This is a genomic window from Lentilactobacillus sunkii DSM 19904, from assembly GCF_001435575.1.
Taxonomy (GTDB): domain Bacteria; phylum Bacillota; class Bacilli; order Lactobacillales; family Lactobacillaceae; genus Lentilactobacillus; species Lentilactobacillus sunkii.
Genome location: NZ_AZEA01000018.1, coordinates 1 through 23,080 on the forward strand (window position 1 = coordinate 1; position 23,080 = coordinate 23,080).

Annotated in this window: 16 protein-coding genes and 1 pseudogene; 11 read left to right on the forward strand and 6 right to left on the reverse strand. The window is 43.6% G+C overall.

The genetic code is table 11. The annotated features are described in order from the left end of the window. The first annotated feature begins 371 nt into the window (after nt 1-371). A complete protein-coding gene (locus FD17_RS09525; protein ID WP_057825959.1) occupies nt 372-1,556 on the forward strand; it encodes a thiolase family protein in 1,185 nt (394 codons plus the stop codon). Nucleotides 1,557-1,617: 61 nt separating this feature from the next. Here FD17_RS09525 and FD17_RS09530 read toward each other — a convergent pair whose 3' ends face one another. Then, the gene (locus tag FD17_RS09530) at nt 1,618-3,201 is read right to left on the reverse strand and encodes a hypothetical protein (protein WP_057825960.1); all 1,584 of its coding nucleotides are present in this window, start codon (nt 3,199-3,201) and stop codon (nt 1,618-1,620) included. Nucleotides 3,202-3,377: 176 nt separating this feature from the next. Here FD17_RS09530 and FD17_RS09535 point away from each other — a divergent pair, with 176 nt between their 5' ends. From FD17_RS09535 to FD17_RS09555, 5 genes and pseudogenes are all read left to right on the forward strand, one after another. After that, nucleotides 3,378-3,584 (forward strand): CsbD family protein, encoded by a 207-nt coding sequence (locus FD17_RS09535; RefSeq protein WP_057825961.1) that lies wholly within the window; start codon nt 3,378-3,380, stop codon nt 3,582-3,584. A gap of 151 nt (nt 3,585-3,735) precedes the next feature. After that, nucleotides 3,736-4,457: pseudogene (locus tag FD17_RS13550) on the forward strand (helix-turn-helix domain-containing protein). Next, a complete protein-coding gene (locus FD17_RS09545) occupies nt 4,352-5,332 on the forward strand; it encodes an IS3 family transposase (RefSeq protein ID WP_156653618.1) in 981 nt (326 codons plus the stop codon). Before FD17_RS13550 ends, FD17_RS09545 begins: the two are co-directional and overlap by 106 nt. Before the next feature lie 192 nt (nt 5,333-5,524). Beyond that, nucleotides 5,525-6,058, forward strand: a complete 534-nt coding sequence (locus tag FD17_RS09550; RefSeq protein WP_057825963.1) for a GNAT family N-acetyltransferase — start codon at nt 5,525-5,527, stop codon at nt 6,056-6,058. A 42-nt stretch (nt 6,059-6,100) separates the two neighbouring features. Further along, a complete protein-coding gene (locus FD17_RS09555; RefSeq protein WP_057825964.1) occupies nt 6,101-6,292 on the forward strand; it encodes a hypothetical protein in 192 nt (63 codons plus the stop codon). Between the two features lie 374 nt (nt 6,293-6,666). Here FD17_RS09555 and FD17_RS09560 read toward each other — a convergent pair whose 3' ends face one another. From FD17_RS09560 to FD17_RS09570, 3 genes are read right to left on the reverse strand one after another with little or no spacing between them, the layout of a single operon-like run. Beyond that, on the reverse strand, nt 6,667-7,812 hold the full coding sequence (locus FD17_RS09560; protein WP_057825965.1) for a trans-sulfuration enzyme family protein: 1,146 nt from the start codon (nt 7,810-7,812) through the stop codon (nt 6,667-6,669). Between the two features lie 32 nt (nt 7,813-7,844). Beyond that, nucleotides 7,845-11,600 (reverse strand): helicase-exonuclease AddAB subunit AddA, encoded by a 3,756-nt coding sequence (addA, locus tag FD17_RS09565; RefSeq protein WP_057825966.1) that lies wholly within the window; start codon nt 11,598-11,600, stop codon nt 7,845-7,847. Continuing rightward, nucleotides 11,590-15,150, reverse strand: coding sequence for a PD-(D/E)XK nuclease family protein (locus tag FD17_RS09570; protein WP_057825967.1), 3,561 nt, complete (start codon nt 15,148-15,150; stop codon nt 11,590-11,592). Before FD17_RS09570 ends, addA begins: the two co-directional genes overlap by 11 nt. 1,571 nt (nt 15,151-16,721) lie before the next feature. Between FD17_RS09570 and FD17_RS09575 the strand changes: the two genes are divergently transcribed. After that, nucleotides 16,722-17,483, forward strand: a complete 762-nt coding sequence (locus tag FD17_RS09575; protein ID WP_057825968.1) for an acetoin reductase — start codon at nt 16,722-16,724, stop codon at nt 17,481-17,483. Nucleotides 17,484-17,537: 54 nt separating this feature from the next. Here FD17_RS09575 and FD17_RS09580 read toward each other — a convergent pair whose 3' ends face one another. Together FD17_RS09580 and FD17_RS09585 are read right to left on the reverse strand one after the other, a co-directional pair. Continuing rightward, nucleotides 17,538-17,891 (reverse strand): hypothetical protein, encoded by a 354-nt coding sequence (locus FD17_RS09580; protein ID WP_057825969.1) that lies wholly within the window; start codon nt 17,889-17,891, stop codon nt 17,538-17,540. Nucleotides 17,892-17,908: 17 nt separating this feature from the next. Continuing rightward, complete coding sequence (locus tag FD17_RS09585) at nt 17,909-18,466, reverse strand: NAD(P)H-binding protein (protein WP_057825970.1); 558 nt, start codon at nt 18,464-18,466, stop codon at nt 17,909-17,911. Nucleotides 18,467-18,564: 98 nt separating this feature from the next. On the opposite strand from FD17_RS09585, the gene FD17_RS09590 reads away from it, so the two are divergent. From FD17_RS09590 to FD17_RS09605, 4 genes are all read left to right on the forward strand, one after another. Then, nucleotides 18,565-19,506 (forward strand): aldo/keto reductase, encoded by a 942-nt coding sequence (locus tag FD17_RS09590; protein WP_057825971.1) that lies wholly within the window; start codon nt 18,565-18,567, stop codon nt 19,504-19,506. 216 nt (nt 19,507-19,722) lie between these two features. Continuing rightward, a complete protein-coding gene (locus tag FD17_RS09595) occupies nt 19,723-21,033 on the forward strand; it encodes an NCS2 family permease (protein WP_057825972.1) in 1,311 nt (436 codons plus the stop codon). 277 nt (nt 21,034-21,310) lie between these two features. After that, on the forward strand, nt 21,311-21,829 hold the full coding sequence (locus tag FD17_RS09600; protein WP_057825973.1) for a QueT transporter family protein: 519 nt from the start codon (nt 21,311-21,313) through the stop codon (nt 21,827-21,829). A 128-nt stretch (nt 21,830-21,957) separates the two neighbouring features. Further along, nucleotides 21,958-23,058 (forward strand): glycerol dehydrogenase, encoded by a 1,101-nt coding sequence (locus FD17_RS09605; protein ID WP_057825974.1) that lies wholly within the window; start codon nt 21,958-21,960, stop codon nt 23,056-23,058. The last annotated feature ends 22 nt before the right edge of the window (nt 23,059-23,080 follow it).

Below are 23,080 nucleotides of genomic sequence, written 5' to 3' on the forward strand. Positions count from 1 at the left end.
AAAATTTTGTTCAGTTTTCAAAGGTCTACATGGAAACACAAACATTTTTCATGAAACGAAGAAAATCGTTCGCATATTCAAATCCTTATGTCCCTTGCCTCTAACAGCAATAACAATTATATAACAGCCAATCTCGCAAGTCAATAAAAACTTTTCAATTGGTAATTGGTATATGTGTTCATGTCATTGAAGCAACGAGTAATATATTATCAGCTATTTCGACTCAGGTCAACAACTAATTCGAAATTCATTCAATTATTTTTCAACCGGAAAGATTAAAGATTGTTAATGGTGGGTTCAAATCCTCCCCACACCGGTCGATAACCTTGTATACTTGCAGATGAAATCTCATCGAAAGGAACTGTAATCAGTTGAAAAAAATTGTAATCATTGATGCAAAACGATCTGCTATCGGTAAATTAAATGGCGCGTTGTCTTCATTAACTGCTGAACAACTTGGCTCAAAAGTTGCAAAAGAACTTCTTGAAGCTTCAAAAGTCGCTCCAAGCGAAGTGGATCAAGTTATCTTTGGCAACGCAATCCAGGCCGGTAACGGTCAAAACATCGCTCGCCAAATTGAACTCAACAGTTTGATTCCGGAAAGCAAGACTGCATTCACTGTCAACCAAGTATGTGGCTCCGGCTTGCAGGCAATTCATCAGGCTCGCTCATCATTGCTGCTGGGTGAAGCTCAGACAATTATTGCCGGTGGAACCGAAAGCATGTCGAATGTTCCTTACCTTAACATGTCCCAACGTAAATCGACAAAGTTCGGGTCTGTCACATTATATGATGGTTTACAAAAAGATGGGCTGACCGATTCAAAAACCAATGAACCGATGGGTATGACTGCCGAGAATGTGGCTGATCAATATCACGTATCGCGTCAGGAACAGGATGAATTTGCCCTGCAATCCCACCAACGGGCGGCTTTCGCTACCGAGCATCATTACTTCAATGAAGAAATTGTTCCAATTGAAATTAACCAACGGAGATCAAAAGCACCAATTGTCATCGACAAGGACGAATCGATCCGAACCGATACCAGTATGACAAAATTATCAAAACTCTCACCATCATTCAAGGATCATGGGACTGTGACTGCCGGCAACAGCGCCCCGCTAAACGATGGCGCCTCCGCTCTTATGATGATGACAGAAGATCGAGCCAATGAACTGGGTCTCAAGCCAATGGCAGAAATTCTGGGATACGCCGAATCAGGAATCGACCCCAGCGTCATGGGATATGCCCCCTACCTGGCGATTAATAAATTGGTTTCAAATCTAAAAATGACGACTGATGACATTGATCTGTATGAAATCAACGAAGCATTTGCATCCCAGTCAGTGGCTGTTGTTCGTGATTTGGGGATTTCAATGGATTGCGTCAATATTAACGGTGGCGCCCTCGCTTTGGGTCATCCACTCGGTGACTCCGGTGCCCGAATTGTGACCACCCTGCTTCACAACCTGAAACGGACCAACCAAGAATTTGGCATTGCCGCACTATGCATGGGTGGCGGCATGGGTTCCGCTCTCGCCATTAGATCACTATAAACAGACAAAAATAGGTCGCAGTCAAAACATGAACGTTTTGACCGCGACCTTTTATTTTCGATTAAAGTTTGGCTCGTTCGTCTTCAGGCAGACTATCTTTGAATGAGGACTGGTAAAGCCAATAATATAAATGCTTAGTTGCTTTTGACATCTCCGCGTACTTCGGGTTGATTGATTTGACCTCTGGATAAACCCGCATCAAATGACTGAAAGCGCTGAAAGATCCAGCTTGAGACAAGCCATCGTAATCCTTTTTACCTCGACGTACCAGACCCATTAGCTGGTCAATCTGAAAACGAGCCAGTTGATCGACGTAATCAGAAATACTGGCTGTTAGTTCAAAGCTGGGTTCGGACACATTGCGGGTTGCCGCATACCGGCCGTCAGCAATGTGCTCCAGCAGACTATTTCTGGTTAATGTATATTGCACCATTAGTGGCATTAGGAAAACACTCTGCAGGATTTGGTGAGTTGTTTCAAATATCCCATAGCTCACCTTCACCGTTTCGCCCCGATCATTCACAGTCGGTTGATCCTTATCCAAGACGCGACTGTAGCGTAATCGGTAATTCTGATGCTTGGCATTTCTGGCACTCCCGGCATTGCTTAAATCCAAGATAGCCAGCCTCTCTGCCAAATCAGCACCAGATTTTGGTAGATCAAAGTAACGACCAACATCTTGAATAGCCGCCTGAGTCTTGGCAATCACGGTATCCCGATCAATGGAATCTGTTACGGGTGCCCCGACCAAGTCAGGATTGGATTTATTAAAACACTTATAAATAAGCGCATACAGTCCCAATGAGGCCAAGCTGTTCAGCATCCCTGCCAATGTATTGTTGACAAAAATATTGATATCGTCAGTCAAAGATACTTTGCCCAGGGCATCAGTCATCATCTTGGGTAAATCGTGCTCTTCAGTAAAATCGTCTTCATTATATGAGTAATTTTCAAGCAGTGGCCGTTTTGCATCACCCAGCGGCTGATTACTTAAAAAACCGTCGCTAATCTCCTTGGCAACCCCGGTCGAAGTTGTTTCCTCAGATGCGGATGCTTTCTTGGATTCGTTATTGATGGTTACAAACGGAGAAGCCCCGTCCATATATTGATTGACATGATTGAACCACTGATTAACCAAAGTGGTTTGCTGATCGGAATCCAATTCCTGCAAGGCTGAGTTGATTCGGAAAACAACGCCGCCAGTTCCGGCAATTGCCCGGACAAATTGAATGACGGCCGTTTTATATCCGACCACGAATTTATCAGGCGTATCGCTTTGACTCAAGTATTCGGAAAAGTGGATCCCAGCCGCACGGTCAACGGTGGAGCTGTCATTGTCCCCAGTAGCCCAAAGTGACATGTAATTAAATTGATCAATCGTGACAGCCTTGAGATCTTTTGCAGCAACCAAATACCCCATTTGGATTGCCTTTGACATTTTAAACTCTGCCAACGAGATACTTGGAAGCAATGGCTTGGGTAAAAACGAGCGCAGTCCTCTTGCAATTCGCTCTGAATAAATCGAACTTTTTGCGTATGTATTCTCACCGAGTACTTTTGAAGTCATTAATCCCAGCATATTAAATAATTTTTGTTGTTTCGAACGGGTATCGGAATCATTCGCCGATGTATTGGCCTTCTTCATGTCGAAACCACCCCCTAGTCTTAAGACTATGATATCATAAACCAGCACTAATCATGGGCTTCAAACGTGGAATTTACAAGTCTTTAACAATTTTTGAAATTTCCAAGCTTTATTTTTGTGCTTCAGGCACACTTCTTGTATTCTTATGGTAGAGATAAGGAAGGGATGTGAATGTTATGGGAAATCTGAAAAACAAGTCCGATGAATTAATCGGCAAGGCAAAAGAAGCTGTTGGTGATGTAACCGGAAACGAGAAGTTGAAGCTCAAGGGCAAGGCCCAAAAGACATCCGGCAAGGCAAAAGATAAAGTTGAAGACGTCAAAGAAAAAGCATCTGAAAAAGTTAATGACGCCTTGGGTGACGAAAAAGAAGATAAGAAGTAGTTTACTTTGAATCACCCTTAATGATAGTTGGTTGTTTAACAAGAAGATTTAAATAAGAAACCCGGTGGCCACAATCATTGTGGTGGATATACTCCTTCTTGAGTAGACAAGCAAATAATTAAAGCTTGTTCACTTAGGAAGGAGTTTTTGTATGGGCCGAAAAGGAATTCGATACACCTTAGAGGAAAAGCTCTTCTATATTGGTTTAGTTCAAGCTGGGTCAACAACTCGCGAAATAGAAAGACAATATGGTGTTAAGCACGGCCAGGTAAAAGTGTGGTTAGAAAGGTATCAGTTTAAAGGAGTTGATGGTCTCAAACGAGCACCAGGTATTCGGCAATATTCAAAAGAATTTAAACTTGGGGTAGTTCAGGAGTATCTTGCGGGTGGTACTTCGTACCCCAAATTGGCAAGAAAATACGAAGTTTCCAACATCGGGGTTATCTACCAGGGGTTTCTCGATATACTAGTGGGAAATCATTAGATTCCACTAGGAGGAGAACACCGTTGAATGAAGGTCGCAAAACAACCAAGCTTGAACGAATTGAGATTGCGGAATGGACGATTGCCCACGAAAAGCATTACACCGAAGCAGCCAATCATTTTAATGTTTCATATGGTCAGGTCTACAGTTGGGTCAAAAAATATGAAAAGGATGGGGCAGATGGATTAGCTGATCGTCGCGGAAAAGCTAAAGAAGATAATGGTCATCTTTCCGAATTAGAAAAGAAAGACTTGGAGATTAAGCGCCTGAAGGCACGACTGGAATATGTTTCAACAGAGGCAGCGATTCTAAAAAAACTTCAGGAAATCGAAAGGATGGATGCACACAAGAAAAATATCAAGCCGTTCAAACACTCTCCCAAAAAGTAAACCCAGACACGAAACAGAAGTATGGGATTAGTTTCATCTGCCAATATTTGGAGGTGTCACGTGCAGCATACTATAAATGGCTGGGTCATGAACCAACGGTTCATGAGCTGGAAAACCAAGCGATTTACAAGTACATCAAGCAATTGGAAGAAGCTAATCATTACATTTTTGGCGTTAATCGCTTGGTTACTTACATTAATCAAGAAACGCCTTATAAGGTTGGTCCCACTCGAGTTCGTAATATCATGCGTCGAGGTGGTATTAAAGCTTCTATTCGAGTTGCCAAGCATGATCGTAAAGCTGAGAAAAAAGAGTTTGTTTTGGCCAATAAACTCCTCACTGCGGATGCTGGTCATGATTTCCATCCAAGTCACCCGAACGAAGTTTGGGTGACCGACTGCAGTGAATTGCCCTATGGCATTAACGGAACAGCAAAGCTTCGTCTGAGTGCCATCAAAGATTTGTATGACCACAGCATTGTTTCTTGGAAAGTCGCCTCGACAGAAACCGCCGTGCTGGTCACCGATACTTTCAAAGCTGCCATTAAGAATAATCATGGTGTCAAGCCTGGCTTAATTCATAGCGACCAAGGATCGAGCTATACCTCCGAACGTTATAACACAGCATTGTCTGGAATGGGCATCATTCATAGTATGTCTCGACCAGGGACTCCAGGGGATAATAGCCCAATGGAAAGCTTCTGGAGTCACATTAAAACGGAGTTTTTTGCCTTCGAACAACCGTTATCTGAGATCGAGATGATCACGTCAATTCAAAATTGTATTAACTGGTACAACAATAAACGACGACAAGAAACACTCAACGGCATGACCCCAGTAGAATACCGGAATCATGCCGTTGATGAAACTGCATAACAGTTTTAATTATTTAATTGTCTACTTGACGCGGAGTAGCTCCGGTACCGGGTTTTTGCGTTGTAAAATGAGAAAGAATATTTTTTTATCTTCTATGTATTGCATGGCAAATCATAATGCTCTATAATTCACTCTCGTGTTATTTTGATCTAATCAATTGAATTAGAAATTTGAACAGGGACGTGATTGACAATGTCAGCAACATATTTACGACAAGCAACTAACGAAGATCTTTCAGAAATTAAAACAATTATCGATGAAGCAAAAGCGTTTCTTAAAAAACAGGGTATCGACCAGTGGCAAAACGGTTATCCAGCGTATGAAGATTTGGAAACCGATGTGAATAACGGTATTACCTACGTGCTGATCGTTGACGGCAAAATTGCCGGGACTGCTGCCCTTCACCAAGGGCTGGATGTCAATTACCTGAACATCCACGACGGTGAGTGGGTTAACGGCGTTCATGGCCGTTATACCGCCATTCACCGGATCGCCATGTCATCTGAATTTCGCGGCCAGCACTTATCCGATAAAATGGTCAGTGGCCTGATTACCATTTCCGGCGTTTTGGGATACAAAGACATTCGCATTGACACCCATCCCGACAACGCGGGCATGCAGCACGTCATCACCACCAACGGCTTTACGAAACGCGGCACCATTTATATGGCCGAAGCAGACGGCGAAGCATCCCCTCGTTATGCCTACCAACTAGTTATTGGGTAACCTGATAAAAAGGGGTACAATATGATCAATGAGGTGATATGAATGGCACAAGACGATGCTGACGTAAAGACCGCACTGATTATCATGTACGTCATCGGCGTTGTATGTCTGGGAATCACATTTTTCATTCTCGATAAAGTGAACGGAAAATGGTTTACGAAGTTCTCGGTTGGACTCGCCGGAGTTGTTTTGGTGATGGGAATTATTTTGGTAAATTTGATTAGCCTAAATTAAAAATCAATATTAAAAATGGTTGAAGACAAAACGTTAAGTTTTGTTTTCAACCATTTTTTTCAAAATTCATTCACTAGCACGAACATCTGCCGTTCCTGATCGGGCTACTTTCCCTTTTTAACCTGACTCAAATAAGCATATATTTTATTGTTTAAAACATGATTCACTTTAGTCAACTGCGATAGTACAAAGGCAATTACAAAGTAGATAAAATCGAGCCCAACGCTATTAAAAAATAGATGGCAAGGCCCATGGCAACGAGCAGGAACCAGAAACAAACCAATTCAATGATTTTTTTGAAATGTATTTCATCCACTCTTATCACACCTCGCCTTCCCCACCAGTTGATTGCTTCATATTACCAGGATCAAAAACTAGATTTTATCAAATGCCTGATCCAAATCGGCAATCAAGTCATCCGCGTCTTCCAAGCCAACCGACAATCGAATTAATTCATCCTTAATGCCCATTTTAAGCCGCTCTGGCTTGGGAATTTCAAAGTGTGACATGAATGCCGGCACCTCTACCAAACTTTCGGCAGCCCCTAAACTAACGGCTAATATGATCAGTTGAAGGCTGTTGACAAACTTGGCAGCGTCCAGGCCATCCTTAATTTCAAAGGACAGGACACCACCGGCACCTTCGGCTTCATCATTGATAATCTTGTAATCCTGGCTGGATTTATCCGCAGTTGGGTAGTAAATTCTTGATACTTTGGGATTACTTTCAAGATAGGCAATAATCTTTTCCGCATTTTGAATATGCCGATCCATCCGAAGATTCAGGGTCTGAATCCCCCGGCGTAACAAATTGGCTTCTTGGGGTGCCAAAACCGCACCAATCGTGTTTTGAACCGCATACACCCGATCACTCAATTCCTTGGTCTTGGTGACAATCATCCCGGCAGTGAAGTCGGAATGACCACCAAGATATTTAGTCGCCGAATGTAAGACAACATCAGCACCTAAATCCAATGGCTTCTGTAGATATGGTGTTAAGAAGGTATTGTCAACGACGACCAAGGCATCATGTTGATGCGCGACTTTGGCAATTTGCTTAACACTCGAAACCTTAAGCAGAGGATTAGTAACCGGCTCGAAGTATACCCCTTTGGTATTTGGCTTAAAGGCTGCAGCGACTGCATCCACATTCTGGGTGTCGACTTCGGTGAATTCCAATCCCCGTGGCTTCAAAAAATCGTTAACCAAGCGGAAAGTTCCACCATAAATGTTGTCACCGATAATAATATGATCACCGGGCTTAAAAAGCGCTAAAGCGGCATGAATGGCGGCCATCCCACTTGAGAAAGCGAATCCACGGTCACCGTTTTCCAACTCGGCACAGACTTCTTCGACCGCGTCACGAGTTGGGTTGCCTGAACGTTCATAGTCCCATTTAACATCCGAACCCAACTTGGGATATCTAAAGGTTGAGGAATTGTAGATTGGCACGTTCACCGCACCGGTTGAGTTGTCGTCAGGTCTGCCGCCGCGGACCAATAATGTATTAAATTTTACCATTGAAAGATCTCCTGTCTAATCAAAATGTGGAGCTACTGTACGGGAACTAATTGATCTGATGATAACAGATATAAGTACTTCTTTGAAACAGGTTTTCCAAGAATCTTTTCCAAAGCTCGGCCATACAAGCGCAGTTGACCCTCATACCGTTCACGAATCGTGTCAATCGTGGTTTTAGGTGTTAACCGGTCGGTCTTGTAATCAAACAGAACAACCCCGTCGGAAGTCTCAACATAACCATCAATAATTCCGTGAATCAAGATCCGTTGATCGTCATCCTCGTCAAAGTCTTTGAAGGCTTGATTGGCTTTCATCAACAGAGAGAAAGGAACTTCCCGATAAGTCGTGTCGGGATTGGCCAACACATCCTGGCCAACGTCACTGGCATAGAATCGAAGAATCCCGTCAACATTAATTGACTGAGCAACATTTTCTTGTAAAATGCCCGCCTTAACAAGGTTGGCAATCAATTCTGACACATTTTTCTCAGTTGGCTGCTGATGAAGGTCAACTTGCTGCAGGACCAAATGCGTTGCGGTCCCGATTTCGGTTGGCGCAGGCTTTTTAGTGCCATTTTCAGAAATAAACTTTGGGGTTGCCAGACTGGGCTGGGTGTATCGACCCGGTTTAATCATTTGGCTGCTGTCAATTCGAGCATTATTGCCCAACTGGACATTGTCGGGGTCATCAAATAACCGTTTGATTTCAGAAACTGACTGATAAGCAGTGGTTTGAGTAGCTGCCTGATGGGGATAGTCAAAGTTCATAATATCGGCAATTCGCTGTCGGTCCGGTTCTGACCCGGATTCCGTCTGATCCTGTCGCTCAACCCACTCATTGGGTTCGACAGCGACATTACCAGTCTGCATTTTGCCTTGAATGACCTTGGCATTATCGTAAAAGGTCAACGTAAAATGACTTTGATCATCCTGAAGCTGATTGACAATTTGACTGTCGCCATACGTCTTAATCACGTCCGGATGTCTGGAAATTGCCGGTCCAATCCAGTCCAAATACTTGTTGGCCGAATTTCGTTCAGCCATGGGGATCAATAAATCGGACTCATCGGTCTTTGACTGCCAGGCACTGACAACCGACTGAACGTCTAAAGTATCGCCTTTATCGCCCTTTGCCGGATTCACTTTACCTACTAAGAACAATCGCTGTTCGGCACGGGTCAGGGCAACATATAGTTTTCGCATTTCCTCTGAAAGGCCGGCATTCTTAGTCACATCGACAACTGCTTGGCGCTGCAAAGGCTCTTGAATTTCTCTGGTTTCAGTATCCAAGTATGAAATGCCGACACCCAGATGATCGTTTAACACTGCCCGACCACGGGTATCTTGGGGGTTGAACTGTTTGCCGATATCATTCAAAAAGACGATTGGAAATTGCAGTCCCTTGCTTCCATGAATGGTCATGACATGAACCATATTATCCGAAGTATTCGGAACTGCGGTCGCCAAATCATCATCTCTGGCCTGCATCCGTTCAATAAACAGAACAAATCGGAATAATCCCTTAAAGCCGTTCTTCTCGTAATCAGCAGCCCGTTCATAAAGGGCGTGCAGGTTGGTCTGACGCTGATAGCCACCGGGCATTCCGCCGACATAGTCCAAGAATCCGGTCTGCTGATAAATTTCCCAAATCAAAGCAACCAAGCCATCCTGCTGGGCCACATTCTTAAAATGATCCAATTGTTTAAAGAAAGTGTCAATCAAAGGATAGATGGCCTGTGCGTATTCATTGGGTTCCGAATTCGGGTACTCACGATAGAATTTCAGAACTGATTCATAGTAATTTCCAGTCTTTTGATTGATCCGCAGATAAGCTAACTGATTTTCATCAAGGCCAACGATTGGTGATCTTAAGACGGCAACCAGTGGAATATCCTGATAGGGATTATCAATAATCGAGAGTAACGACAGCATGACCTGGATTTCGGTTGTCTTCAAATAACTCTTGGCCCCGGTAATTTCAGCCGGAATCCCGTATTCTTTGAATACTTGCGACATGGTTAATTGACTGTTTCTGGTTGGTGAAATGACGGCGAAGTCGCCATAATCCACCGGCCGATAAGAGTCGCCATCCGCTACTTGTTCATGGTTATCCATAATTTGACGAATCTTTTGGGCAATCATTTCCACTTGGCCCTGATCGGCGTCCATCTGCTGTTCGTCAGGAAGCTCAGGTCCTTCTGTCAGTGGCTTTTTGGCACTGTACAGCATGACTTCAACATCGGCTTTAAGGTCATCCGGATAATACTTGGCACCGAACTGCAGCTTAGCTTCTGAATAGTCAATCTCACCCACCTGCCGGTCCATAATCTGTTCAAAGATCAGGTTAATGAAGTTATCGACGTTTTCCGCCGAACGGAAATTATCTGCCAGGGTGATTAACTCATTATGGTTATCTGCTAAAGCATAAGTATTTTGTTTATTAATAAACATCTGCGGATCTGCCAGCCGGAATCGATAAATCGACTGCTTGGCATCCCCCACCATGAAGCGATTACCGCCGCCATCCTTGGCCAATTTATTCAAAATGGCATCTTGAAGGCGGTTATTATCCTGATATTCATCAGTCATAATTTCATAGTATTGATCCCGCAGTTTGGCTTGAACCTGTCGTGCCTGTTCACTGTCACTGTTCAATATCTGGTAGGCTGCCTGCTCAATATCGATAAATTCCATCAAGTGGCGCTGATGCTTGGTTGCGGCGTACGCCGATCGAAAGTCGCGAACGGCCGAAATTAATTTGGCAACCCGCTTTTTAGAAGCGGCCATCAAATCAACGTTGGCTTGTTCATCAAGACTGAAATACTGCGCATAAAAAGCTTTCCAATCGTCTTTGTTCTGATTGTTAATTTCTTTAATTTGTTCATGATAAAATTTCTGGTCGCCCTGCGGCTTTGAAAGTGACGGTAATTTGATAAATTCAAACCCCAGCAGTGCTTCACGAATTGCATCAAATGACGAAAGTTTTGCGATGGTTTCTTGAAGGCTGGTAATGGCCTTTAGCTGATCGCCGAATGCCTTTTCATCTTTATCCAATAAGCCACTTTGAGCCAATTTGATCATGTACTCATGATTGAGCTCGATTCGGGCAAACACTTCATCGATCTTTGGAGCAATATTGGTTCGATAAAAGTCGCTTTCGAACAGGCTTTTACCCCCAAGGTCATAGAATGCTGTCGCATCATCCAGCCAGCCTTCAGGATCATCGGTAACATTTGCGAATTCATCCAGCCGATAAATCAAATCAGCCAAGCCATCATCGCTACGGTCACTGGAAAAGTTCTCGGTCAGGCGGGCAAACGACCCATCTTCATCATTGCCATAAAGGTCTTCACGAACAGTGTCCCAAACTTGATCCTTCAATAACTGCTTTTCCGTGTCGTCCGCCAGAATTCGAAAGTTGGGGTCAATCCCTAATAGATAGTAGTAACGGCCAACTAATTTTTGACAGTAGGCATCCATGGTTGTGATATCAGAAACGGCAACTTTTTGAATTTGGGTCAGAAGTCGACTCTTTTCTCCTTCCGGAGCGTTATTGAATTCTTCTCGCAGGGCAACCTGTAATCGTTGCCGCATTTCTTTGGCAGCAGCGTTGGTAAAGGTTACGACCAGCAGCTGGTCAACATCAATATGTTGGTTTTTGACCATATCAATAATTCGGTCAACCAAGACCCGAGTCTTTCCTGAACCAGCCGAGGCGGATACCAGGACATTGCCTTCAGGCCGGTCTTTGATTGCCTTTTGCTGATCAGGTGTGTAGTTAAATGCCATCGGACTGTTCCTCCCCTAACTTTTTCAAGATTTCTTTGACAGATTCGTTATCCACAAGCCGGTATTGGTTCTCCGAAAGAATTGGGTCGAAGTTCATGATTGATTTGTACGGGGTGAACTGCATCCCCGTGGTTTGGCCCTGCTTATATGGCCAAAGCTTAACGTCACCATTAAAAATCTTCGAAGCCGCATCAACGATTAGTTTCTCGGTGTGATCAAGAAATGCATTCAACTCCAATGGGTTAATCAACGACTTGGCGCCCGTGAAGCCTTTGGCAGTTTTTCTGAATGGATAAATTTGTGAATAGCCACTCTCTAAATCGTTTTCCAAATTGCCAATCAGGTCGTCATCATCGACTAAGATCCCGTTATACTGGTGTTTCTTTAACAGTGCCGCATCAAATGACTTGTTCTGAATTTCGTCAGGCTTGAACACTGCATTATAAATATGCAGATAAAGGGCCCCTGCAAGTGCGACTTCCTTGTCATCAGGGTTAAGCTGCTTGAGGTTGTTTTTGAGCACGTCCAAATAAGTCAGCAGCTGCATCGACGTGCCATCATAGGCTGCGTTGAAATCAAATTTCCGGTCGGATGACTTGTAGTCGACAATCCCAAAGTAGCGTTTATCTTTGGTAGTCATTGAATCAATCCGGTCAATTCGGCCACGGACTTTGACTGAACGATCACCGGGGAGTTCAAACTGCAAGCCTTTAAGTGCCTGCTTTTGATTTGGCTGGCCAAAGATCAACTCGGTATTTTTCGGCCGCATCGGTGTGAGATTCTGTTGGTCCCTTAGAGCCCGGACCATCTGCTGAACGGTCGCCTGCAGCTGCATGGAGATGTAGTGCATTCGGTTGGAACTGGTTAAGACAACGTAGTCAAAGTTTTGGGGATCCTGAATCAGCTTCTCAACAGTTTCATTAACCAGTTCTTGAATATCTTCATCGGTCAGCGTCGTTAAATCAATGGATTGCGCGTGAATCTGCTTCACAATATGGTCCATCGCGTCATGATAGAAAGTTCCGGTAGATGCAGTCGATAATTCAAACTTCGGCCGTTCTTGCAGTTTCAAACCATATTTTAAGAAATATTCATACGGATTCTTATAGAAGGTTTCCAGTTGAGAAATTGAAATGTTCAGTTCGGATCCGTATAAATCAGTGACAATCTGGTCGTCCAGTTTCTTGGGAACATTGGTGTAATGAATGCTCTTCAAGAGCTTGACTGTCTGCCTGCCAACATCCGGATCATGCCCCAAAAACTGCAGTATTTCTGCCCAATCCGAACTGAGATCATGGTTGTCCTTAAAAGAATTTTGAGCACCCTGAATCAGGTGATGCAGGGTGCCCGGCTTTGTCCCGACATATGGCATCACATCATGTTCGGAATCCGGAATTGCCGGATTATTAACCACTTTGAGGTTAAAGAATCGTTGAATCCGTGAAACATATGGTGAAAGTTTCACAGCTGATTCGTCGTTTAATTTATTGGTATAAGTAAAAATCAGCTTGTCGGAAGCCGTCATGAAGGCTAAATAATTCAAATACGGCTCAAAGGCCATCTGAACTTCTGCGGGATCATTCAAATACTGATCGTCACCGAGATTGCTTTGCAGCTGGCTGATATCGTCATCCCCAAAGAGGTTCTGGTTAATGAGCCGATCCGGCATATTGTCGTCGTTTGAACCAATCATGAAAGTGACCTTGCGATCATCCATCTGAACCATGCCGCTTTCAGAAACGCTGACCTGATCCAATGTTGATGGAATCTGGGAATAATCAGCTCCTTGGAATCCGGCGTAAATCAGTGACCAAAAGTCGTCTGGAACGAATGGCTTGTCACCCAGAATCTGGACACACTCATCAAGTAATGAGCAAAATGTCCGCCAGACCTGTTCAATTTGATTGGACCGATTCATGTCTCCGGCGGCGGTTGCGTCGTCACGCCAACTCTGAAGTCGATCAATCACACCGGCATCAGCTAAAAATTGATAGAGAATGCTAGCGGCTTCCTGGTTGGTTTTGGCTTTATAAAATTTCTTGTAAAAGCTTGGCAACAAGTCCCTGACAAGATGCCGAATAAGGTTGATTTGCCGAGAAATCTCCCGGTCCTGATCGGTAATTTTAGTCGATGCCTCGCCTTCATCGTCATCAGGCAGCCAAACATACTGCCAGTCTTCTTTTTGAGTCCAACGGCTGTCGGCATAATCATTTTTCAACACAAGATTGTCAGTCAAAGCCACTGCTCGGCGATAATCATCAACCGCCATCGGCTTGCCGTCGATCATCGGCAGAACTAGTTCGGATTTCAAAAAGCGCATCACATCGTCATATCGATAATTACGGGTGCGGTTTGGATCATAAATATCAAATACGGCACTTAATAATTCAACCAATGGATGGTCGGCCATCGATTTTTGAATATCCTTAAAGAATGGAATTTGCTGGGTGTTTAATACGGGATCCAAAATATTTTGATAAGCATCCAAGTGCCTGGTCAAAATGAGAAAGTCGGCATATCGATATTTCCCGCTGGCAACCATTTGGTGAATCATCGTGGCAACCTGATCGAGCTCGGAGTAAAGGTTGTCTGCTTGATAAATCTGAACTGAATCGGATGATAGTTGACTATTAACTTGAGGGGTTCCCAGACTGCTGGAAGCAATCCAGTACTGTTCAAGCTTTTGCATGTCGCCACCAACCCGCGGCTTGTCGGCCATTACTGATTTCAAATAAGGCACCTGATTGTCGGCGGCAAAGCGATACAGCTGATTGAACAGCTTGGCTGATTGAAAGAAAAGGTTGGGCTGTTGGGGCAGTTCAGTCGGGTATGGCCGATCCAACGTCAAAGAGACCGTCACCGAGGCGGCCTGATTAATAAGGGTCTGAACCAATCCAAATTCCTGAGCAGTGAATTTGGAGAACCCGGAAATATAGAAGTGATAACCGGTTAAATCAATATCGGCAAACTTACTGCTCAAAAGGTTGAGAACGGTATGGCTATCAAAATATTTGTCCGAAATCTGCTTCACATATTGAGAATAAATAATGGCAAAGTCATGCAATTTGTCGCGTAAATCATTGGTAATTGTGCTGTCTGAACTTTCCAACATCTCAAGCAGGTCTTCGGGCAGAACGTTTCCTGCCTGCATTTCGGCAATCTGAGTCGCAATCTGACCAATAAAGCCGGGATTATGAATTTCGTGGTCAAACAAAATAAGTTTTTCCTGGTTATCAACAATAATTTGATACAGCAGCATATTAATGCCGGCAGTGGTGATCCGCTGCTTTTGGTATTCAGGTGTGTTCCGTAAGAAGAACCAGGCGAGTCGTGTGAACGACAAAACCTGGACCTCACTTTGAGCGGTCGTTGATTCACCGGGATCGACTAATTGTTTTAAAATACTGACTTCTGATTCGAATTTAATATGGTTTGGCACCAAATAAAAAAATTGGTCATCCGGATGATCTGATTTTTGCTTTTGAAGGATTGCGACCATTTTTTCCTGATGATCAAGTCCACTTTTCCCGAGGACAAATTGTAGTGTCACTGCTCTCACCTCTTTAAAATTACTTTAATTTTAACATAGTATATTCCTAATGTTTGGGGAAGATTGAGAGGCATCTAGGAATCCAAACCAGCCCCGAATCGGCTATGAGAAAGGGATTGGCACGGTCAATAGACTGCATTGCGAAATTCAAAAGCATTATCATTGAACATTAAAAAAAAGAGTCTATTATAAGGGTTGGATGTACTTTACATCCATCTATTTGACCTAAATGAAAGCTTTATGCTTGCATTGATCTTGTTATGGAGCCTACCAGTGCATTCCACGATTAAGTATCGGAAGCAAGAATTTACGATCTACCCCCAATATGTCTTTCAAGTTCAGATACTGATAGGCCCTACTCCTAATAACGCCCAGCGAAAACTGGGTGTACATAAAACAAGAGTGCGCAGCAAGCCGATTAGCTTCTGAGCATTAATTTGATAACGAGTTTTGATGCGCACTTAGCATCGGAACTCGTTATCGGATTAAGCGGAGGAAGCTGGCTTGCGAAGCACGTTTCGGCTATATATAAGTAGATCTACAAAGCAAATACTGTAAGACAGAAAAACTATTGATGGACGCTTTTTGTTCATCGATAGTTTTTTTGTCTTACACAGTAGGGGTCAGGGTCGTCGGAACACATTTCGGCTACATATAAGTAAAACTCCAAAAGTGAACTTCTTAGACCCCGGAGCATAACTGAAAAAATTTGGTGGTGAGCGTTTTTTGCTCATCACTAAATTTTTTTAGTTATGTAGCAGGGGTCTGGGCTGTCGCCAAGTAGGCTAGGCAGGCTTCCAGCCGGCCGTCGGAGCGTGTTTGAGAAGCAGCCAATACCAGATAATAAAATTAGTGCACCAGAGTGTGACAAAGCCCGGTTAACCCCGGTGTATAAGGAAGGGGTTCCAAGTAGGCTAGACGTGTTTCACACGGTCGTTGGGGCTGCAGGAACACGTTTCGGCTACATATAAGTAAAACTCCAAAAGTGAACTTCTTAGACCCCGGAGCATAACTGAAAAAATTTGGTGGTGAGCGTTTTTTGCTCATCACTAAATTTTTTTAGTTATGTAGCAGGGGTCTGGGCTGTCGCCAAGTAGGCTAGGCAGGCTTCCAGCCGGCCGTCGGAGCGTGTTTGAGAAGCAGCCAATACCAGATAATAAAATTAGTGCACCAGAGTGTGACAAAGCCCGGTTAACCCCGGTGTATAAGGAAGGGGTTCCAAGTAGGCTAGACGTGTTTCACACGGTCGTTGGGGCTGCAGGAACACGTTTCGGCTACATATAAGTAAAACTCCAAAAGTAAACCTCTTAGTCCCCAAAGTGTAAGACAGAAAATCTATCAATGAACGCAACTTGTTCATCGATGGATTTTTTGTCTTACTTAATAGTAAATAACGATCCCAACCCCCAAACAAAAATTCACAATGTTTGAATTCACTTACAAAAAGTGATTAAATATAATCACATAGAACCGTTGTCACAACAGTATTGGCACCGTTTACACATAGTAACCATTCCAAAACATTTATTTGTGAATTTTTCGAACTATCTATTCCATAGGGGGATACAATTATGGCAAAAATTGCAATTGTTACCGGATCTGGTCAGGGGATTGGTGAAGGAATTGCCCGTCAATTAGTCAACGATGGCTTTACCGTTGCCGTAGCCGACATGAATGAAGAAAATGCCAAAAAAGTTGCTGAAGAAATTGGCAATGACTCCAAAGGCTACTATGTTGATGTTTCAAAAAAAGATAGTGTCTTCGGACTTGTCGACCAAGTCGTTGCGGACTTTGGCAAACTTGATGTCTTAGTCAATAACGCTGGAATTGCTAAAATCGGCACGATTCTTGACGTTGAAGAAAAAGATTTTGATCAAATTATGGGCGTCAATATTAAAGGTGTCTTATTTGGAATCCAAGCTGCAGCCGACCAATTCAAGAAACAAGGAACCGGTGGAAAAATCATCAGTGCCTCTTCAATTGCCGGCCACCAAGGATTCGAGTTGCTTGGCCCATACTCCGCAACGAAATTCGCGGTTCGTGGGTTAACTCAAGTAGCTGCTCAAGAATTAGCCAAAGATAAGATTACCGTTAACAGTTACGCACCAGGCATCGTGCTCACAAAGATGTGGGACCAAATTGATGCGGAAATGGCTAAGATCTACGATGTTCCGCTAGGTGTAACCCTTCAAAAGAACATTGACAGTATCGCATTAGGCCGTGGTGAAACCCCAGCCGATGTTGCCAACCTGGTATCATTCTTAGCAGATCCAAAATCCGACTACATTACCGGTCAAACCATCATTGTGGATGGTGGAATTCAGTTTGTATAAGAACAACGAAGGGAGCAGCCAAATTGGTTGCTCCCTTTTTCATGTCTACTATTGTTAGGCTCTAACCTTATTTTCTTCCATCACTTTATTGGTATAAAACTCCAAATCATCAACCGCCTGATCGTCTTGATCGCCTTGGGTCGTGATCGTGTGCAGATTTTGCTGGGCAACCGCCCAATAGACCAGGTTGGTCGTAATCGGCAGGATGTCTCGAATAACATGAAAGTCAAAATTTTCCCCGTTGTTTTCCTTCATATTAAGAAAGTTGTGCCAATCAGTGACCATATTAACGCCACTGTGCTCTTTTTTTGAAACTGCGGAAATAATGACAAAATGAGAATTGCGGTTTGCTTCCGCCAGTTGATCTTTTAGTTGTTGAATTTGTTCCGGTTCCAGCTTGATAGCCATCTTATCGCCCCCATTGTTTATTGATCAATAATGCCAACTGAATGATTGATTAACTTTTGTTCAATCAACATGTCATATGCCAACTTGGCAACTGCATTTGGTGAAACAGTTCCAACCGGCATTTTGCTTCCTTCATTAAATAATCGATAATCGGAAGCTTGGTCATCTTTTAATTGACTCATCCTAATTATAGAATAGGAGATTTCAGATTCATCAACAATCTTTATGGCATATCTTTGCTGTTTTATAAATTCTTGCTTGTCTTTGACCCCGGCATATTCTACCGGACCGTCCAATTCATCATCGACTCCCGCATATGAGAGCATGACAATATCGCTGATTGGCGGCTGCACCTCATCGACCGCTTCAAATAAAGATTCTAAATAAAGATCGGCATCATTAGGCCCGACTGCTATAAACAGCAGGTTGGTGTCTGGCAGGAATTTGGCGTACCCTTCGGCCGATTTCAAGTCACCTGAGTAGATTGACACATCAACGTCTTCGTTTGCCTTGAGCAAATTTGTAAGTGGCGGTACAACTTGATTGTTTTGATTAATGATCAGTAGTTTTTTCAATTGACAGCTTCCTAATCTAAATGGTTTATATTTTTGGATAAAGTACCATAATTAATGTGTACCATAATAATTATGGAAAATCAAAGGAGGACGTAAAAATGTCCGAAAATGTCAAAATTGGTAAGTCAGCTGTTGTCAGTACACCGCTTGGATTTGGAACCAATGCCGTCGGTGGTCACAACCTGTTCCCAAATTTGGATGAGCAGGCTGGAATGGATTCGGTTCGAGCTGCGTTGGACAGTGGTATCACAATGTTGGATACTGCTTTTGCCTATGGGTTTGGCCGATCCGAGGAACTCATCGGCAAAGTGCTCAAAGACTATGACCGCTCAAAAATCGTGATTGCCACCAAGGGCGCCCAGATTGTTAATGGCGATAAAGTTTCCATCAGCAATAAACCCGCAGATTTGGAAAAATTTGTTAAAAGCAGTCTCAAACGACTTGGCACAGATTACCTCGACATCTTTTACATTCACTTTCCTGATGATCAAACACCTAAAGATGAGGCAATTGCCAAACTTGTCGATCTCAAAAAACAGGGATTGATTAAAGCGATTGGAGTTTCCAACTTCTCACTGGATCAACTCAAAGAAGCCAATAAGAATCATGACGTCGACATCGTCGAGGACCAATACAGCTTGGTTCACCGTGATGCCGAAAAAGAATTATTCCCTTATCTCGAAAAAGAAAACATATCCTTCGTTCCATTCTTCCCACTTGCTTCGGGTCTCCTAACAGGTAAATACGATGGAAGTCCAGTTGATTTTCCTGAAGATGATCTTCGAAGCGACGACCCCAACTTTTCCGGCAGCCGTTTCCATGCAATTACGGAATCGGTCAAGAACTTGCAGCCAATCGCCGACAACCACGACGCAACAATTGCTCAGATTGTTCTGGCGTGGTACATCAAGAATCCAGATATCAGCGTGGTCATCCCCGGCGCCAAAACACCTGAACAGGTCCGCAGTAACGCCAAGGCCATGAATGTGGCGCTGTCGGATCAAGAATACAACACCATCGATAACGCATTTAGACTATAATCTTACGAAATAATATTTTATCAACCTCAGTGGCAGAAATCACTGAGGCTTTTCTTTTCATTCGTAATGTAACCACTTCCATAAATAAAGTGGCCTAATAATAAACAATTTCTGGTTTTAACTTAATTTAATTCGTTTATTGAACCTATTTGCGGATAATGCTAGAATTAATATGTAATTTTTAAATTATATCCGAACTATAGAGGGAGCTATTATATGTTAAATTCAATTGCCAAGTATTTCGAGTTCGATGAGCGCCATACGAATTTTCGTACGGAAATCATCGCTGGAATTACGACGTTCGTTTCAATGGTTTACATCCTGTTTGTTAACCCCAATGTGCTTGGAGTAAGCGGGATGGATAAGGGTGCCGTCTTCACTGCGACTGCCCTCGCTTCTGCATTTGGCTGTTTCATGATGGGCTTTATTGCCAACTACCCAATTGCCATTTCGGCCAGTTTGGGAATCAACGCCTTCTTTGCCTATTCCGTTGTTATCGGTATGAAGGTTTCATGGCAGACTGCTTTGGCCGGCGTCTTCGTTGCATCAGTGATCTTTATGATTTTGACCGCATTGAAGCTCCGTGAAAAGATCATCGATTCTATTCCAGCTGATTTAAAAGCCGCAATCGGTGGTGGTATCGGGCTGTTCATTGCCTTTATTGGGTTAAGTGACGGTGGATTAGTTCAAGCTAACAAAGATACCCTTGTCAGCTTGGGTTCCCTTCACGTTGGAACAACTTGGCTTACGATCTTCGGTCTGTTAATTACCGTTGTCTTGATGAGTATGCGAGTTCCTGGTGCCATCTTCATTGGAATGGTTTTAAACGCCATCCTGGGTATGTCCACTGGATTAATTCCACTCCCTCACCAATGGGTTTCATCAATTCCAAGCTTGAAGCCAACCTTTGGTGTTGCTCTGTCACACGTTGGCGATATCAATTCTGTTCAATTAATTGTTGTTGTCCTGACGTTCCTGCTGGTAACCTTCTTTGATACCGCTGGTACGTTGGTTGGATTGGCTGAACAAGCAGGATTCATCAAGAATAACAAGATTCCTCGAATCGGTCATGCATTGATCGCTGATTCTTCAACCATGCTGGTTGGTTCAGTTCTGGGAACTTCACCAATGGGTGCCTTCGTTGAGTCATCAGCCGGGATCGCTGTCGGTGGCCGAACTGGATTTACCGCCATTATCGTCGGAATCCTCTTCATCTTGGGAACCTTCTTCTCACCACTTCTGACTGTTATTACCAGTCAAGTAACCGCACCAGCTTTGATCATCGTTGGTATCCTGATGGCTCAGGCACTTAAAAATGTTCATTGGGAACAATTCGAAATTGCAGCCCCTGCATTCATTACGCTTGTCGGTATGCCATTAACTTACAGTATTGCGGATGGTATCGCCCTTGGCTTCATCACTTACCCAATCACAATGATTGCCGCTCGTCGTGGAAAAGAAGTCAGTGCCATGATGTACGCTTTGGCGGTAGTGTTTGTGATTTTCCTGTGGATTTTAAACAATTAGAGTGCGACGAGACCCGGGTTGCCCCCGGAGTGTAAGCCAGAAATTTTAAGGATGAGCGGTCCTTGTTCATCGTTGAAATTTCTGGCTTACACAGTAGGGGGCAGGGTCGTCGAAGCACGTTTCGGCAAAAGAAACTCCACCAAACAAACTAACATCAACAACAAAGTAAAACCACCTTCAAGGTCTGCCCACCAACCCGTTTTGACCTCAGCACCTAAAAGCGGTAACCTATAAAGGTTGTCTAACAACTGAATATTTAACAAGGAAGGAATTTGTTATGAATTCTAAGACTAATTTGTTTGGCATCAGTAACGTTCGTGACCTCACGAAAGCTGCTGTTGTAGCTGCACTCTACATCGTTATCACGATGGTCTTTGCACCCTTGGCTTTTGGCCCAGTTCAGTTCCGCTTTTCAGAAGGCTTGAATAACCTTGCTGTCTTTAATAAGCGCTACGTTGTGGCGATCACGCTTGGATGTTTTGTTTCGAACATGATGTCATCGCTTGGACCTCTGGACATGGTCGTGGGAACTGGTGAAACGCTGATTGCGCTGTTAACAATCAATATTGTCAGCCGCTTCATCAAATCACTGCCATTGAAGCTGGTTGCATCCGTTTTGATCGGAACCTTTTACATGTTTATCGTTGCTGGTGAAATTGCTTATCTCGGAAGCAGTGCCTTTTGGCCAACCTTCTGGGGTGCATACTTGACCACTGGTATCGGTGAATTTGTAACCATGACAATTGGTGCTGTACTGGTTTACATCATCAATATGAAATATGATTTGAGTAAATAAGTATCCCAACCGCAATCAGATATCCCTGATTGCGGTTTTTTCGTGCATTCAAATCGTTTACCTCAGGCTCAAAATCAATTAAAATGATCCTGTGAACAAAATCACAAATAAACTCGGGAGGTTTCAATATGAAAGAATTATTTGCAAGTCCCAACACCTACATTCAAGGCCCCGGTGAGTTATTCAATAGTGCACCGTACATTGAAAAATATGGTACCAAGGTGCTCCTGCTTTCCGATCCCACTGTTTTAAAAATTGTTGGAAATGATTTTATCGAATATCTGAAAAATAACGGTTTTGACGTTACCGTTGCTCAATTCGAAGGTGAAGCGTCCGAATCAGAAATTAACCGAGTAACGGCAATCGGCGAGTCCGACCAGGACCAGATCATCATTGGCCTTGGCGGTGGTAAAGCCGCTGATTCCGCAAAGGCAATTGCCGACAACCTCGACATTGCCGTCATGGTTGCCCCAACCATTGCATCAACCGATGCTCCATGTTCACGATTATCGGTTATTTACACTGACGATGGTGCTTTTGATCACTATCGCTTCTACAAGAAGAATCCTGAAATTGTCCTTCTGGATACCAAAGTTATTTCAGGCGGTCCCGTTCACTTACTGATTTCTGGGATTGCCGATGCGTTGGCAACCAACGTTGAAGCCACCGATGTTCGGGCAGCCAACGCCGACAACATGTTGGGCGCCAAGCAAACGATCGTGGCCGGTTCAATTGGTCAAGCTTGCGAAGACAACCTGTTTGAATATGCCGACTTGGCGATTGCTGCCAACAAGGCCCATGTTGCCACACCAGCACTGGAACGGGTTGTTGAAGCCAATACCCTATTAAGTGGCTTAGGCTTCGAGAGTGGCGGTTTGGCAGCCGCCCACGCCATTCACAACGGCTTCACTGCATTGACCGGTGATGTTCATCACCTGACGCATGGCGAAAAAGTTGCTTATGGAACTTTGGTTGAACTCATTTTGGATAACAGTGACCACGCCCGGTTTGAAAAGTTCTTGAAATTCGATCTCAAGTTGGGGCTGCCAACCACTTTGGCTGATCTTCACCTGGGTTCAGCTTCCGATGAAGACCTGATGAAGGTGGCCATCCAAGCCTGTGATGATAACGACACCATGGATTGTATGCCAACTGACATCACACCAGAAGATGTCTTTGCCGCAATCAAGGCAGTCGATGAATACAGTAAAGATTTTCAAAATAAATAATTCATGACAAAAATAAGGAACT

Bases quoted from the DNA above. Each gene is read 5' to 3' on its own strand.
- FD17_RS09530 (WP_057825960.1), bottom strand. From the start codon at position 3,201: ATGAAGAAGGCCAATACATCGGCGAATGATTCCGATACCCGTTCGAAA.
- FD17_RS09535 (WP_057825961.1), top strand. From the start codon at position 3,378: ATGGGAAATCTGAAAAACAAGTCCGATGAATTAATCGGCAAGGCAAAA.
- FD17_RS09550 (WP_057825963.1), top strand. From the start codon at position 5,525: ATGTCAGCAACATATTTACGACAAGCAACTAACGAAGATCTTTCAGAA.
- FD17_RS09555 (WP_057825964.1), top strand. From the start codon at position 6,101: ATGGCACAAGACGATGCTGACGTAAAGACCGCACTGATTATCATGTAC.
- FD17_RS09560 (WP_057825965.1), bottom strand. From the start codon at position 7,812: ATGGTAAAATTTAATACATTATTGGTCCGCGGCGGCAGACCTGACGAC.
- addA (WP_057825966.1), bottom strand. From the start codon at position 11,600: ATGGCATTTAACTACACACCTGATCAGCAAAAGGCAATCAAAGACCGG.
- FD17_RS09575 (WP_057825968.1), top strand. From the start codon at position 16,722: ATGGCAAAAATTGCAATTGTTACCGGATCTGGTCAGGGGATTGGTGAA.
- FD17_RS09580 (WP_057825969.1), bottom strand. From the start codon at position 17,891: ATGGCTATCAAGCTGGAACCGGAACAAATTCAACAACTAAAAGATCAA.
- FD17_RS09590 (WP_057825971.1), top strand. From the start codon at position 18,565: ATGTCCGAAAATGTCAAAATTGGTAAGTCAGCTGTTGTCAGTACACCG.
- FD17_RS09595 (WP_057825972.1), top strand. From the start codon at position 19,723: ATGTTAAATTCAATTGCCAAGTATTTCGAGTTCGATGAGCGCCATACG.
- FD17_RS09600 (WP_057825973.1), top strand. From the start codon at position 21,311: ATGAATTCTAAGACTAATTTGTTTGGCATCAGTAACGTTCGTGACCTC.
- FD17_RS09605 (WP_057825974.1), top strand. From the start codon at position 21,958: ATGAAAGAATTATTTGCAAGTCCCAACACCTACATTCAAGGCCCCGGT.